This is a genomic window from Sphingomonas kyungheensis, from assembly GCF_037120395.1.
In the GTDB taxonomy this organism is placed as follows: Bacteria; Pseudomonadota; Alphaproteobacteria; order Sphingomonadales; family Sphingomonadaceae; genus Sphingomonas; species Sphingomonas kyungheensis.
The window spans coordinates 1-15,089 of record NZ_JBBBDM010000018.1; the positions used below are offsets into that span (position 1 = coordinate 1).

12 protein-coding genes are annotated in these 15,089 nt (G+C 63.4%); 8 read left to right on the forward strand and 4 right to left on the reverse strand.

What is annotated here, in order from left to right; translation table 11 throughout:
- The first annotated feature begins 687 nt into the window (after window positions 1-687).
- Window positions 688-867 carry a hypothetical protein gene (locus V8201_RS18020; protein ID WP_271299038.1) on the forward strand — a complete coding sequence of 60 codons (180 nt, stop codon included), beginning with the start codon at window positions 688-690 and terminating at the stop codon, window positions 865-867.
- Between the two features lie 740 nt (window positions 868-1,607).
- On the opposite strand, the gene V8201_RS18025 is transcribed toward V8201_RS18020, so the two are convergent.
- Entirely contained in the window at window positions 1,608-2,060 is a 453-nt protein-coding gene (locus V8201_RS18025) for a hypothetical protein (protein WP_271299039.1), read from the reverse strand.
- Window positions 2,061-2,444: 384 nt separating this feature from the next.
- The gene (locus tag V8201_RS18030) at window positions 2,445-3,191 is read right to left on the reverse strand and encodes a Crp/Fnr family transcriptional regulator (RefSeq protein WP_336546151.1); all 747 of its coding nucleotides are present in this window, start codon (window positions 3,189-3,191) and stop codon (window positions 2,445-2,447) included.
- Window positions 3,192-3,449: 258 nt separating this feature from the next.
- On the opposite strand from V8201_RS18030, the gene V8201_RS18035 reads away from it, so the two are divergent.
- The 7 genes from V8201_RS18035 (at window position 3,450) to budC (ending at window position 11,270) form a co-directional block, all read left to right on the forward strand.
- On the forward strand, window positions 3,450-4,397 hold the full coding sequence (locus V8201_RS18035) for an alpha/beta hydrolase (protein ID WP_243848130.1): 948 nt from the start codon (window positions 3,450-3,452) through the stop codon (window positions 4,395-4,397).
- Between the two features lie 59 nt (window positions 4,398-4,456).
- On the forward strand, window positions 4,457-5,539 hold the full coding sequence (locus V8201_RS18040; RefSeq protein ID WP_336546152.1) for a catalase family protein: 1,083 nt from the start codon (window positions 4,457-4,459) through the stop codon (window positions 5,537-5,539).
- A gap of 25 nt (window positions 5,540-5,564) precedes the next feature.
- On the forward strand, window positions 5,565-6,671 hold the full coding sequence (locus tag V8201_RS18045) for an NAD(P)-dependent alcohol dehydrogenase (protein ID WP_336546153.1): 1,107 nt from the start codon (window positions 5,565-5,567) through the stop codon (window positions 6,669-6,671).
- 62 nt (window positions 6,672-6,733) lie between these two features.
- Window positions 6,734-7,285: a carboxymuconolactone decarboxylase family protein gene (locus tag V8201_RS18050; protein WP_336546154.1), complete on the forward strand. Its 552-nt coding sequence runs from the start codon at window positions 6,734-6,736 to the stop codon at window positions 7,283-7,285.
- On the forward strand, window positions 7,180-9,330 hold the full coding sequence (locus tag V8201_RS18055) for an L-dopachrome tautomerase-related protein (protein WP_336546155.1): 2,151 nt from the start codon (window positions 7,180-7,182) through the stop codon (window positions 9,328-9,330). The genes V8201_RS18050 and V8201_RS18055 overlap by 106 nt, the downstream gene beginning before the upstream one ends.
- An 11-nt stretch (window positions 9,331-9,341) precedes the next feature.
- Window positions 9,342-10,427, forward strand: a complete 1,086-nt coding sequence (locus tag V8201_RS18060; RefSeq protein ID WP_336546156.1) for a catalase family protein — start codon at window positions 9,342-9,344, stop codon at window positions 10,425-10,427.
- A gap of 81 nt (window positions 10,428-10,508) precedes the next feature.
- Complete coding sequence (gene budC / locus V8201_RS18065) at window positions 10,509-11,270, forward strand: meso-2,3-butanediol dehydrogenase (RefSeq protein WP_037534818.1); 762 nt, start codon at window positions 10,509-10,511, stop codon at window positions 11,268-11,270.
- Between the two features lie 202 nt (window positions 11,271-11,472).
- On the opposite strand, the gene V8201_RS18070 is transcribed toward budC, so the two are convergent.
- Both V8201_RS18070 and V8201_RS18075 read right to left on the reverse strand, forming a co-directional pair.
- On the reverse strand, window positions 11,473-12,531 hold the full coding sequence (locus V8201_RS18070; protein ID WP_336546157.1) for an acetate/propionate family kinase: 1,059 nt from the start codon (window positions 12,529-12,531) through the stop codon (window positions 11,473-11,475).
- A complete protein-coding gene (locus V8201_RS18075) occupies window positions 12,519-14,933 on the reverse strand; it encodes a phosphoketolase family protein (RefSeq protein ID WP_336546158.1) in 2,415 nt (804 codons plus the stop codon). The genes V8201_RS18070 and V8201_RS18075 overlap by 13 nt, the downstream gene beginning before the upstream one ends.
- Window positions 14,934-15,089: the final 156 nt, after the last annotated feature.

Here is a 15,089-nt window from a genome sequence, read left to right on the forward strand (position 1 = left end):
CTTCACCTGCGCTCATGCGCGACAACACCCGTCGGTCTCTGGTCGCAGCTGGATGAAAGACAGGGGTCACGTCACGACGCATTCTGCTCATCGGCCGCAAGGCGAGATCGCTCTCGTTCTCACTCCGCCACGCGGCGCGAGAACTCCGAGAAGTCGCAACCGCTCAAAGCCAGTGCCGCGATCGTGAGACTGAAACCGCCAACCGCGCACCGCCTTTGAAACGGCCATCGCCGCCGAACACATGATTTCATGCCGCTCGTCTAGCGTCTGGCGGTTAATGTCTGCTTCTGGGAGGAAATCGGCCCGTCTGCTTTTGGGGATGTGGGGGCGATAGCTGGCATCGCGCCGATGCCGGCGCAGATTGATCTTATGAATGAATTGTCATGAGCCAGTATCAGTGCCGATGTTTACCTCTAGGGAAAGTCTTGTAAGAAAAAGGTGACGACAGTGATCGCACTTCTCAGCTTCAGTGTAGCTACCGCAACAGCGGAAATCGCAACCATCCCAGTGCCCCCACCACAAGCAATAGCGTTGGCCGAAGCCCACCCTAATTGGGCAATTACGGGCGTTTTTACGATGAAGGTAGCTGCTGCTGAAAGACGGCCAAACGCTCTGTAATTAAAATCCGACGCCGATTATTGGTCACCAAATAACATCACGTTCAACATCACACCAATAGTAGCGAATATGCTGGAAAAGCGTTTGGGTTCAAAACCGGAAATTGCGCTGATTGGAAAGAACATCACAGTCAAAGGCGAGCTGAAGCTTCTTCCGGTAGCCAACATGCTGGCGGGGCAACCGCGTAGCCTCAATCGATATCAGCACACCGTTTTTGTGCGCGACGCTAGTCAAATCGTTATTCAATAAGCCTGCGAGATAACAGCCTGCGCATGCGATGATGGCTGATTCAGATGAAGTATGCTGAGGCCATGGTGGGTTGTCAGCGTTCCGACCAGGGAGCGCTCAGCGCGGGGGGAACGCCGTATTCTATTAGAGAAAGGCTGCTAGCTTTCAGCCGCCAAATGGCAAAGTTGCAAACGGCCGGGGAACCAACCGGCACCCTTCGGTAGGCCGCCGTAGCGATACGCCTACCAGATGCGTCACGCGGTTACGTACAAGGTTTGTGTGAAGCCCGTCGTTACGCAATATCCGGTTTCAGGTGGCGCGGTTCGCTGTCGGAATGGCAATGTTTGGGCGGAAGCAGCCGCCCTGCTCTGCCGCCGAGGAGACCCAGTTATGGTCATTCGAAGTGCTCTGCTGTCTTCCCAGCTCCTGCCATTCGTTCAGCTTCAGAATGACGCACCACCTTAGGCCACGTTGTGTGGGTGAACGGCTGCCATTAGGCGAAGCGGACGCGGCACCGTTCGAACGATCCGTGATGAGCGCCGAGGCATGTTCTCAAGATGCGGGCTGCCTCAGCTCGATGTTACCTCCCAAGAACGCAAGAGGATAGATAACGCGTTCTTCAAGCCGCATACGGTCGCCGGCTCTTACCAAGATTATATTGTTTGCCAAAGCAAAGCTTGACCAGCGGCTGGCTATACGCCCCTCATCCCAGTAGAAAAGGTACTGCTTCCAGTCTCGTTCGATTTCGCCGGTGAGACTCGTCAATTTTCGTTCAAGCGACTAAAGAGTTGCACCTTGCCTCGTTCGAGGGGCCCATAAAAACAACGCCGTTCCGACGCGCGATGAGCCTCGATAAGGGCCTTAAATTCCGTCAGTTGCCGCCATGCCTCACCTGGATCAGGCTCCTCTCTGACGAGTTGCAGCAGCGACTTACGCCTGCGGTCGAGGTTCTCATGTTCGAGTAAAAGTTGCTGTAAAGAGTCGCTGTTGCGAAGTTGTACAAATTCGCCTTCACCATGACGGCCGCCCATTTCGCTGAGGACGGGTGGCAAGGTTGATTTGGATTCCAACGCGTCCGCCCAAGCATTGCCGTCTTTTCCAAGCGCGACACGGGCTTCTTCGAGCTGGATGCTGGTGAGGCTAAGACCGAGCTCATCCGCAAGCATCAACGCCCGCTCAATCAGCTGAGCAACTTCGTCGATTCCATGGACCATATGCGACCTCCAAGGCGTCGGTCACGTCTGAATGACCTTTGTAGTAGCGTCGTCGCCGTCGCAGGCAAGGTGGGCCGAGCTGGAAATGGGCATGCCCGCCGTTTGGGGCTGGTTCAGGCTTGCTCAACGAATGACGCGATGGGTCCATTCGACGAAGATGTCTCCCCGAGCGCGAGCGCTATTGAGCGAAAGCTGCCGCCCTCCCCTTCGCGGCGATGACCCATATCCGGTCGTTGGCGAAGTATTTGCCCCGCCCCAACTTCGGCCATTTGTTCATCTCGAGTAAGCGTCCAATCTCACCGGTGAGGGCAAGTCGGCGAGATATGGGTATTTCAAGCCACTCATGGGGTCATCCGGGGGCGGCAGTCGGCAGATTCAATTTGATCAGAGGCCGAGTAGGCGCCGATGTTCCGCCTCGGCGAACCCGTAGGTGTCGCCGGCGAGCCTCAGCAGCCGCTCGCGATCACGCACGACCACGCGCCCGCGCACGGACCGGACAGCCTCATCCTCTTCGAGCTTGTGCAGTGCGTCGGTCACGCTGCTACGGCGGACGCCGAGCATGAGCCTGAACTCCTCGTGCGTCATGCAGATGTCGTCCTCCTGCACACGATCGTGGTAGAGCAGGATCCATCGCGCCATCCGCCGCTCGATCGAATGCGCGAGCGACGAGACGATCGTCCTAGACATTTGAATCATGACCACGTCGACGAAACGGAGCAGAACGGTTCGGATCGCCGGACGGTCGGCCAGTATCTCGTTCAACGCCGCAGCCGACAGCCGCATCGCCGTGCCGTGTTCGGCCCTCATCACCACGTCATGCGACCAACGCTCGTTGCCAAGCAGCAACTGCCAACCGATGAACCCTTCGCGGCCGACCAGCGCGACTGCGTAGCGGCGGTCACCCTCGAGCGAGTCAAGTATTGCAGCGATACCGGTCAACGGAAAGCAGATGCTGTCGGCCGCATCGCCAGCGCGTGCGATCATGTCGCCATTGCGAAACGGTACCGGTTCCAGATGCGGCGCAAGGGCGGCGCGGTCAGCGTCATTCAAGAGACGCAGCAGCCCATTCGCCTCCCAGGGCAACGCGTTAGACCTGCGCGTCCCATCCACGATCGAAGCCTGATCATCCATGCCGCCGCCCATACTCCCGAATTTCGCTGCCCAAACGCTTGCGTCTACTTTCGTACCGAAACGCCGAAGCGCGCTCGATGGTTGAGAAACGGATAGTTACAGGAGGGATTTTTGCGCAAAACCATTTCCATGCTGATCGCCGCGTCGACGGCGATCGCAGGCGTTCCGGCTCTCGCCCAGTCAGCCCGCTCGGTCACGGCCCCTCCTCCGCCACCTCCGCCCCCGACATCCGTGCAGCCCCCGAAAGCCGCACCCGACATGCAGTCGGTCCTGGACGCGCTTGCGTCGCTCGGCGGCAAGCCGATCGAGACGCTCACGCCGGCCGAAGCCCGGATGCAGCCCTCGGCTGCGGACGGAGCCAAAGCGGCGATGCAGAAGAAGGGTATGTCGACGGCGCCTGATCCGTCGGTAACGACGAAGGACCTGCCGTACGGCAGCGACCCCAAGCAATTCGCGCGCATCTACAAGCCGGCCGGTGCACCCGCCGGTGGCAAGGCCATGCCGGTCATCGTCTACTACCATGGCGGCGGCTGGGTCATCGCCGACGTCGACACCTACGATGCTGCGCCGCGGGCCATGGCGAAGGCGCTGAGCGCCATCGTCGTCTCGGTCGAATACCGCCATGCGCCCGAGTTCAAGTTCCCGGCGCAGCATGACGATGCGGCCGCTGCCTATCGCTGGACGCTCCAGAATGCGGCAAGCTGGGGTGGCGACCCTGCACGGATCGCGACGGTCGGCGAGAGTGCCGGCGGCAATCTTGCGGTCGCGACCGCGATCTACGCGCGGGACAACGGCCTGACGGTGCCGCGGCACATCGTGTCGGTCTATCCGATCGCGAACAGCAGTATGACGCTTCCCTCGCGGCGGGACTCGGCGAACGCCAAGCCGCTCAACACTGCGATGCTGCCGTGGTTCGGCTATTACTATCAGACGAGCAAGGCCGATGCGCAGGATCCGCGTCTCAACCTGGTCGCCTCGAACCTGCGTGGTCTGCCGCCGACGACGATCATCAACGCGCAGATCGATCCGCTCCGCTCGGATGGCGAAACGCTGGCGGCCGCGATGCGGGCGGCCGGCGACAAGGTCGAGCAGAAGACCTTCCCGGGCGTCACCCATGAGTTCTTCGGCATGGCCAAGGTCGTGAACGGCGCCAAGCAGGCGAACGACCTCGCTGTCGCGCGGCTCAAAGCAGCGCTGGCGCGTTGATCGATATGGAAGGGCGGCGACTGCCGCCCTTCTCCCCTTTCTAATCACGAGGCCGTGCCATGACCGGTTCCCCTGTCCGCTATGCACCCGACGTCGAGCAGAAGCAGCCCGATGAAGCTGATACCATCCAGCAGCTCAACGAGGCGTTCGACGTCATCCTAAAACGGACGGCGGAGGATTACGGCCATGCGGTCCGCTCCGTCCATGCCAAGGCGCATGGCGTCTTGAAGGGCGAACTCGTCATCGACGATGCCCTGCCGCATGAGCTGGCGCAGGGAGCGTTCGCCTCTCCCGGCACCCATGAGGCGCTCATCCGCATCTCGACCAATGCCGGCGACATCTTGCGCGACGGCATCAGCCTGCCACGGGGTCTCGCGATCAAGGTTCTCAATGTCCAGGGCGAGCGTCTTCCGGGTGCCGATGGAACGGCACAGGATTTCGTCACCAATAACGGCAAGGTGTTCGTGGCGAAGGACGCCAAAACCTTCCTCGGCAACGTCAAGATGCTGGCCAAGACAACCGACCGCATGGAGGGCGTGAAGGAGGTACTCTCGACCACATTGCGGGGCGTACACAACGCGCTGGAAGCGGTCGGGCTTTCCAGTCCAACGGTCGACACGCTGGGGGGTACGCCCAACGCCGATCCACTGGGCGAAACCTACAATTCGGTCACGCCATATCGCTGGGGCGATTACATCGCCAAGTATCGCCTCGTACCTATCGCGTCCGATCAGGTCGCGCTCACCGGGCGCACCGTCGAAGCGGCAGATCGCCCGGATGCGATCCGTGAGGATGTGCGTGTCGAGATGGCCCGGCTCGATGCCGAATGGGAATTTCAGGTCCAGCTTTGCCGCGACCTCAAGAAGCAGCCGATCGAAGACCCCACGGTCGAATGGGACGAGGAGGTCTCGCCGTTCCAGCGCGTCGCCGTCCTGCGCGTGCCGGCGCAAGATAGCTGGGATCCGGCCCAGGTGCGCCAGATCGATGAGGAAACACGCTTCAGCATCTGGACCGGGCTCGCGGCACACCAGCCGCTCGGCAACGTCAATCGCGCACGCAACGAAACCTATCGCCACTCCGCGGACTTCCGGGCGCGCGTGAACGGCTGCCCCTACCACGAACCTACCAGCGCTCGCGCTTGATCACCCGGAACGAGGAAGACGCACCATGACCAAAGCCCTCGGCTACGCCGCCAAGCATTCGTTCAGCCGCCTGAAGCCCCTCGAGTTCGATCGCCCCGAGCCGAAGGCCAACGAGGTGCAGATAGACGTCCTCTATTGCGGCGTCTGCCATTCCGACATTCACCAAGTCGAGAACGACTGGGGCAATACCGTTTATCCCTGCATGCCGGGGCATGAGATCGTCGGCCGCGTCTCGGCTGCCGGGGCGGGCGTTTCGCGGCACAAGGTCGGCGACCTCGTCGGGGTCGGCTGCATGATTGACAGCTGCCGGCAGTGCGAGCCCTGCCGCGAGGGCGACGAGCATCATTGCGAGGGGCATAACAGCTGGCTGGCGACCTACAACGGCCCGATGAAGCCCGCCGCGCAGACCGAGGATGGGGTCAACACCTACGCCGAGGATAACACCTACGGCGGTTATTCGAACGTCATGGTAGTGCCTGAGGATTTCGTCCTGAAGGTGCCCGAAAGCCTGCCGATCGAAGCGGCGGCACCGATCCTTTGCGCAGGTGTCACCACCTATTCGCCGCTGAAGCACTGGGGCGTGAAGGCGGGCGACAAGGTCGGCATCGTCGGCCTGGGTGGGCTGGGCCATATGGCGGTGAAGCTCGCGGTCGCGATGGGCGCGGACGTCACCATATTTACGACCGACAAGGACAAGGTCGAACCAGGCAAGGCGCTGGGCGCCAGCCAGGTCGTGATCGAAGGTGACAAGGATGCCTACAAGGAACTCGAGCTGAGCTTCGACTTCATCCTCTCGACCATCCCGGAAAAGCATAAGGTCGACCCGTTCATCACGCTCTTGAAGCGCAACGCGACCTATTGCGCGGTCGGCGCGCTCGACCAGATTCCCGGCTACAACAATCAGGAGCTGATCATGCACCGCCGGACGCTGGCGGGCTCGCTGATCGGGTCGATCGCCGAAACGCAGGAGGTGCTCGACTTCTGTGCCGAGAAGGGTGTCGCCCCCGACGTCCAGGTGATCGACATCCAGGACGTCAATGCGGCCTACAAGAAGGTCAAAAACGAGGACGTGCGGTTCCGCTATGTCATCGACATGGCCAGTCTGAAGCGTGAGATGGACGAGGCCGCCTGATGCGCGCGCCTCCATTTCCTCCGGCAGACATGCCGGAGGATCTCCGCTCACTGCACGATGAGATGAGCGGATACATCGCCGAGCACCTCAAGGGGTTCGTGTCCCGTCGGACCGATGGCGCGCTCATCGGACCATTCGCACCGATGCTCCGATTCCCGGCATTCGGTCGCGCCGCCTGGATCTACACAAAGGCGCTGATCGACAATGCGAGCCTCCCCAAGGCAGCGCACGAGGTCGCAATCCTCGCCACCGGCGCGGCGATGAATTCCCGTTATGAACTTTACGCGCACGAACGGGTCGGCGAGGCCGCCGGGCTGTCGAACGAGAAAATTGCCGCGATCGCCGCAGGGCAGCGGCCCGCCGATCTCACAGAGGAAGAACAATCTGCCTATGACGTCGCAGCGACCTTGGCCGGCGGACGCCAGTTACCCGCTTCTACATATGGCCGCGCCGTTCGCGCGTTCGGCGAGGATCAGACGGCAGAGCTGATCTACCTCGTTGGAGGCTATTGCCTCGTGTCGCTGCTGCTCAACGCATACGACATGTCCGTGCCCGGCCGCGAGGAGGGCTTGCCCGACGACGCCCGAGAGGAAGCTGCTGGGGACCGATCGTGAGCGGTGACCACGGTTTGGCATCCTTTGCGACCGACACGCTCGACATAGCGTATCGCGACCAGGGCCCGCTGGACGGTACGGTAGTCGTGTTGCTCCATGGCTGGCCGGACGATGCCTCGACATGGGAGCATGTCACAGGACGCCTGAACGAGGCTGGCCTGCGTACGATCGTCCCGACGCTTCGTGGCTTTGGGGCGACGAGGTTTCGGGACGATGCATCGCCCCGGACCGGTAATAGCGCGATCCATGCCATGGACGTGGTCGCGCTGCTCGACGGCCTGGAGATCGACCGGTTCATGGTGGCCGGTCACGATTGGGGATCGAACATCGCTGAAGCGCTTGCGGTAGGCTGGCCAGAGCGGGTGGAACGGCTGGCGATGCTGTCGACCCCGCCCCGGCTCGGCGGCATGGCGAATCTGCCCTTCGAGCAGACCCAGCGGCAATGGTATCACTGGTTTATGGCGACCGCGCGCGGGGCGGAGGCGGTCCGTACAGACCGCCGCGGCTTCGCCCATCTCCACTGGGTCAATTGGTCGCCGCCTGGCTGGTTTGACGAAGCAACGTTCGCTCGTGTCGCGCGGTCGTTCGACAATCCCGACTGGGTCGACGTGACGCTCCATAGCTATCGTTCCCGGTGGGATGAAGCGGCGCCCGACCCGGGCAGTGCATGGCTGGAGGAGAAGGTGAAAGCGGCTCAGACGCTGTCGCTGCCAACGCTTTACCTCCATGGAGATGCGGATGGTGTAAACCCGCCCTCTACAGCTGAGGACGCCCCCTCGAAGTTCGCCGGCCCGTTCGCGGCCGTCACGCTGGCAAGCGTGGGTCACTTCCCGCAGCGCGAGAACCCGGAGGCGGTCGTCCGCCACCTTCTCACCCTCTTTACCGGCGACCCCGCCGCGCTCACCGATACGACCGACAGGAGCCTGACCATGAAGAAAGCCGCCCCCTATGCCGCCGGGATCGCCGCCATCGGCCTGGTCGCCGCTGCCGCAGCCGGCGTCGCCCATGCCCAGGGACGCAGCGCACAGCTGACCCAGGTGGCGCAGTTCGATCATCAGGCGACCGGCGTCGCCGTGACCGAGGATGGCCGTCGCTTCGTCAACTTTCCCCGCTGGACCGACGACGCGCCCATCTCGGTTGCCGAGGTGATGAAGGACGGATCCTTGCGTCCCTATCCCGACGCCAAGTGGAACAGCTGGCGCAACGCCCGCGCCAACGAACTGCCGGTCGGTGATTATTTTGTCTGCGTGCAGTCGATCGTACCCGATGGCCATGGCAACCTCTGGGTGCTGGATCCTGGCGCGCCCGGAAACGAGAAGATCCTCGAAGGCGCGCCCAAGCTCGTCCGCATCGATCTGTCATCGAACACCGTGACGAAGACGATTCTGGTTCCCGGCGACGTCGCGCTGCAGGGTACCTATCTCAACGACATCCGCTTCTCGCCCGATGGCAAGACCGGCTACATCACCGACAGCGGCACGCGCGGCGCGATCATCGTCGTCGATCTGGAAAGCGGCAAAAGCCACCGTGCGCTCGACGGGCACGCCTCGACGCAGATCGACAAGACGGTGAAGGTCACGCTGGACGGCAAGCCGCTCGTCCGTCCCGATGGCCGCCAGCCCGCGTTCGCCGCCGATGGCATCGCGATCTCCAAGGACGGCAAGACGCTCTACTATCAGGCGCTGACCGGCAAGACGCTCTATTCGATCGACACCGCCAAGCTGCGGTCGGACGTCAGCGAGACGGACAGGGCGGCAGCGGTGAAGACGGTCGCGCAGACCCACGTTGCCGACGGCCTGTGGATGAGCAAGGCGGGCGTCCTCTACCTGACCTCGCCGACCGACTATGCGATCAAGCGGCTGAACGGCGCGACCGTCGAGACGGTGCTGACCGACCGCCGCCTGCGCTGGCCCGACACCTTCTCCGAAGGGCGCGACGGGACGATGTACGTCACCGCCAGCCATATCCAGGACACCAACTGGTTCACGCCCGGCGCACCCCCGTCGATCAAGACGCAGCTGTTCTCCTTCGCGCCCGCCAAGTGATCGGACATCCCATGACCTATCTACGCTATTCGCCCGACATCGAAACACCGGAGACCGACGAACAGGAGAGCATCAACGGCATCATCCAGGGCATGACCCAGGAGAGCCAGACCGTCGAGAAGCGCGACGGGCATGCGGTACGGGCGAGCCATGCCAAGAGCACGGCCTGTGTGATCGGCAAGCTCATCGTTGCGCCCGGGTTGCCGCCCGAGCTGGCACAGGGCCTCTTCGCAGATCCAGGCACGTTCGATGTCGCCGTCCGTTTTGCGCAAGGCCCCGGTGAGAAGCTCGGCGACCGCGTCTCAACCCATCGCGGCATGTCGATCAAGGTATTCGGTGTCGAGGGCACGAAGCTGCCTGGCCATGACGCGCCGACGCAGGACTTCGTCCTCGCCAGCGGTACGACCTTCCCGGCGGCGACCGCCGCGGGCTTCCTCTCGCAAGCCAAGAAGATTGGGCTGACGGTGCCCATGCCCGAAGGGGTGAAGAGTGCGGCCGCCTCCGTCGCCCGCAACATCAACAAGGTACTGAATGCGGTCGGTGCGGGTCCGAGCCCGACGCTGGACTTCTATGGCCACCCCTTCAGCCACCCGCTGGTCGAGGAATATTTCAGCCAGTGCCCGGTGCGCTACGGCGACCATGTCGCGAAGATCGGGGCCTTTCCCGTTTCAGCCGAGCAACATGTGCTCGCCGATTGGCAGCTCGACCCGCATCAGGATGAGGATGGCTTCCGCCATGCCTCGGTCGAGTACTTCGAGGGCAAGGATGCGGTGTTCGAGCTTCGGGCGCAGCTGTGGACCGATGCCGAGACGCAGCCGATCGAGGACACCTCCGTCGATTGGCCGACAAGCGAAAGCCCATATCGTACCGTCGCCACGATCCGATTGCCGCGGCAGTCGGCCTATGGCCCCGACCGCGTCCGCTACTTCGACGAAGTGATGACGTTCCGCCCGGCCCATAGCCTTGAGGTCCATCGCCCGCTGGGCGGCGTGATGCGCGCGCGCATGCAGGTCTACCAGGCGCTCAGCGACTTCCGTCACCGTGAGAACGGCATCGCCGCCGCCAACACCGCTACCATCCAGGACATTCCAGCCTGAGCTGAACACCAGTCCTGACGACAGTGAGAGGACAATCATGAAGCTGCAAGGCTACCACGACGCCCAGGCGGGGAATGCATAATGGCGCGCTTTTCCAACAAGGTCATCGTCATCACGGGTGCCGCCTCGGGGATCGGTGAAGGGGTCGCGCGTCGCTTCGCTGAGGAAGGCGCAACGCTGGTATTGGGCGACATCGACAAGGCCGCGCTCGACAAGCTGGCGGGCGAACTGCACGGCACAGTCGAAACCCGCGAGACCGACGTGTCCGATCACGCTGCATGCGAGACGCTCGTCCAAGCTGCGATCGATCGCTTCGGTCGGATAGACGTGCTGGTTAACGACGCGGGCGTCGATCATCTCGGCAAAGTCGATGAAGGCGACTTCGCCGAATTCACCAAGGTGATTGAGACCGACCTCTACGGCGTCGTTCACATGAGCCGCGCGGCGATCCCCCATCTGCGCCAATCGAAAGGCTGCATCGTCAATGTGTCGTCGGTGTCCGGGCTGGGCGGCGACTGGAACCATAGCTTCTACTGCGCGGCAAAGGGTGCAGTGAGCAACTTCACCCGTGCGCTGGCGATGGACGAGGCGAAGCACGGCGTCCGCGTCAACGCGGTCAACCCGTCGCTCACCTACACCGCGCTGACCGCGGGCATGAAGGAGCAGCCCGAGTTGATCACCAAGTTCGAAGAACGCATCCCATTGGGCCGCGGTGCCGAGCCCGCCGACATTGCGGGGGTAATCGCGTTCCTCGCGAGTGAGGATGCGCATTTCGTGACGGGCGTGAACCTGCCAGTCGATGGCGGCCTTACTGCCTCAAACGGGCAACCGCCGCTGTCTTGATGGATGTGAGGCGGGCCCTCGCGCCCGCCCAATATTCGGGATGTGAGCATGCCCATGATGCCAGATTCATTAAAGGGCAAATTGCTCAAGCCGATTGATTCACGTCGCAGCAATTTGACCCAGAAGACGACATTCAGACCGACTTGCCGGCTTCCCGACTTCGGCCATTTGCTAATCGGCGCGCTGCCACCGGCAGGCGATGTCACGCCGCCGTGTCACGCGCGACGTCCGCCCGCATAAGCTTCGACGCATCCCACGCGATCTGCTCTTCCTCATCAGCCGAGCAGACTCTGACGTTCCCCGCATCTGCACCCTCTGCGACTCCGGCCCAGGCGAGATCGGCGCATATCGCGTTCCGCGTCTCGGCATCATGCTCGCCGATGCCACCGCTGAAGACGAGCAGGTCGATGCCGCCCAGGCTGGCGGTCATCGCCGCGATCTGCTTGGCGACCGATCGGCAGAAGATGTCGATGGCAAGCCGGGCGTCGGGAGCGGCGGGTGCCAGCCGACGGAGTGTCTGCAGGTCGCCGCTCCGGTCCGAGATGCCGAGGAGGCCGGATTCACGATCGAGCAACTCCTCAAGCCGACCAGCCGTCATTCCGTGTTTGCGCAGCAGGAACATCAGCAGGCCGGGATCGAGATCGCCGCTCCGGGTGGCCATCACGACGCCCCCCGAGGGAGTTAGTCCCATCGAGGTATCGACCGAGACGCCGTCCAGGATCGCCGTGACGCTTGCCCCGCTGCCGAGGTGCGCGATCACCAGCCGCTCGGGCAGGTCGGCGCCGAGCTGGCGCACGATCGACTGACAGGATAGGCCGTGAAAGCCGTAGCGTCTGACCCCGACCGTCCGGAGCGCTTTGGGAACGGGCAGAACGGCGGCGATCGCCGGTAGGTGTTCGTGGAAGCCTGTATCGAAACAGGCGATCTGCGGTGTGCCCGGATAGCGGCGCCGCGCCGCCGCGATCAGGTCCAGCGCGGCGGGCTTATGCAGGGGCGCAAACGCGCATGCCGCCTCGAGGTCGGCAATGACACCGTCGTCGATCAGCGTCGGCCGGAACAGCTTTGAGCCGCCGTGGACGACGCGGTGGCCGATCGCATCGGGCAACCTGTCTAGCTTCGCCGCGATCCCGTCGAAGCTGTGATCGTGCGCAGTCTCGATCGCACCAGAGACTACCGTCTCCATCCGGTCGTTCCCGACGGTGAATGCACCGTATTTCAGCGACGAGGAGCCGCCGCTGATCGCCAGGATCAGCGTGTCCACTGCCAGTCCCGCACCTCGGGCAGGTCGTCACCCTGTTCGGCGACGTAGAGCTTGTGGCGCTCCATCAACCCCCAGTAGCGGGCAGTCTCCGCGGGCACGCGATCCTTCAGGCGCGGCACGCGCTCGATCGCGTCGAGTGCGAGCCGGTATCGGTCAAGGTCGTTCATGACGACCATGTCGAACGGCGTCGTCGTGGTACCCTCGCCCTTGTAGCCGCGGACGTGAAAGTTGTGGTGACCGTGACGGGCGTAGGCCAGCCGGTGCACCAGCGAAGGATAGCCGTGAAAGGCGAAGATCACCGGCCGGTCGGTGGTGAACATCGCGTCGAACGCACGATCGTCCATCCCGTGCGGATGTTCCGACTGCGGTTGCAGCACCATGAGGTCGACGACGTTCACCACCCGAATGCGGATGTCGGGCACATACTCCCGCAATAAGGTCGTTGCCGCGAGCGTCTCCAGCGTCGGCACGTCGCCGGCACAGGCAAGCACCACATCGGGGTCGCCGTCGTCGCTCGCCCAGTCCCAGATGCCGGCACCGGTCGTGCAGTGGCGCACCGCCTCGTCGATCGTCAGCCACTGCCATTCGGGCTGCTTGCCGGCGACGATGACATTTACATAATTGCGGCTGCGCAGGCAGTGATCGGCGACCGACAACAGACAATTGGCGTCGGGCGGCAGGTAGATGCGCGTGACCTCGGCCGTCTTGTTCGCCACGTGGTCGAGGAAACCCGGATCCTGGTGTGACGAGCCGTTGTGATCCTGCCGCCAGACATGCGACGTCAGCAGGTAGTTGAGCGAGGCGATCGGTTTGCGCCACGGGATCGTGCGCGTGGTCGTCAGCCACTTCGCGTGCTGGTTCACCATCGAGTCGACGATATGGACGAATGCCTCGTAGCACGAGAACAGGCCGTGGCGTCCTGTCAACAGATAGCCCTCCAGCCAGCCCTGGCAGAGATGCTCGCTCAGCACCTCCATCACGCGGCCGTCCTGAGCAAGGTCGGTATCGTTCGGCTCCGTTTCCGCCATCCACGTCTTGCCTGTAACGTCGTACACCGCCTGCAAGCGGTTCGAGGCGGTCTCGTCGGGGCCGAACAGCCGCATGTTCGACGCGCCCAGGTTGAGCGCCATCGCCTCCTTCAGGTAGCTGCCGAGCGTCGCCGTGGCAGGCGCCCTGACGCCCCCGGGCGCCGTGAGCGCGACGGCGTGCGACCGGAAATTGGGCAGCGCCAGCGAGCGCATCAGCTCGCCGCCATTGGCGTGCGGGTTGGAGCCCATCCGGCGGTGACCGGTCGGCGCCAATGAAGCGAACTCTTCGCGGAACTTGCCGGTGGCGTCGAACAGCTCTTCGGCGCGATAACTCCGCATCCACGCCTCTAGCAGGACGAGATGCTCAGGATTGTCGAAATCGGCGATCGGCACCTGATGTGCGCGCCAGGTGCCCTCGACCGGCTTGCCGTCGACAATCTTCGGCCCGGTCCAGCCCTTCGGCGTGCGGAGCACGATCATCGGCCAGCGTGGCCGCAACCCGCTTGGCGTGGCCGACCGGGCCTCGCGCTGGATCGTGCGGATATGGTCGAGCACCGTGTCGAGCGCCCCCGCCAGCTGCTGATGGACGAACATCGGGTCGTCACCTTCGACGAAGAACGGCTCGTGACCGTATCCGCGCAGCAGGCTGGCAAGCTCCTCGTCGCCGATCCGGGCGAGCACGGTCGGGTTGGCGATCTTGAAGCCGTTGAGGTGCAGGATCGGCAGCACCGCGCCGTCACGCGCGGGATTGAGGAACTTGTTGCTGTGCCAGCTTGCCGCGAGCGCGCCTGTCTCTGCTTCGCCGTCGCCGATGACGCAGGCGACGATCAGGTCGGGATTGTCGAACGCGGCGCCGTATGCGTGGGCGAGCGAATAGCCGAGCTCACCGCCTTCGTGGATCGATCCCGGCGTCTCCGGCGCGACATGGCTCGGGATGCCGCCCGGCCAGGAGAACTGCCGGAACAGCCGCTCCATGCCGCCGCGACTGCGCTCGATTGCGGGGTAGCGCTCGGTGTAGGAGCCTTCGAGATAGGTCTGCGCGACGATGCCGGGGCCGCCATGGCCGGGCCCGATGATCGCGATCATGTCGAGGTCGTGCTCGACGATCAGGCGGTTGAAGTGGACGTAGAGGAGGTTCAGCCCCGGCGTGGTGCCCCAATGGCCGAGCAGCCGCGGCTTGATGTCGGCCAGCGTCAGAGGACGTTCCAGCAACGGATTGGCGCGCAGGTAAATCTGGCCGACCGAAAGGTAGTTCGCCGCCCGCCAGTAGCCGTGCATCCGCCGCAGCAAATCCGGCGACAGCGGCGACGCCTCTGCCGCGCGGATGTCCGTGTGAGGGTTCCCGAGGGGCGAGCGTTCGAGCAGCGCGTCCATGCTCAAGCCGACCCGCCGTCCGCCGACGGTCTACCGGTTCGAGTGTGGCCGGCCGCCCAGTGCAGGTCGGCAAGCTCGGTATGGATGATGCGCGCCATGTTGGTAGTTGAGAGTTCGGCCATCTTCCGTTCGAACCGTGCGCGAGCGAGATGATTG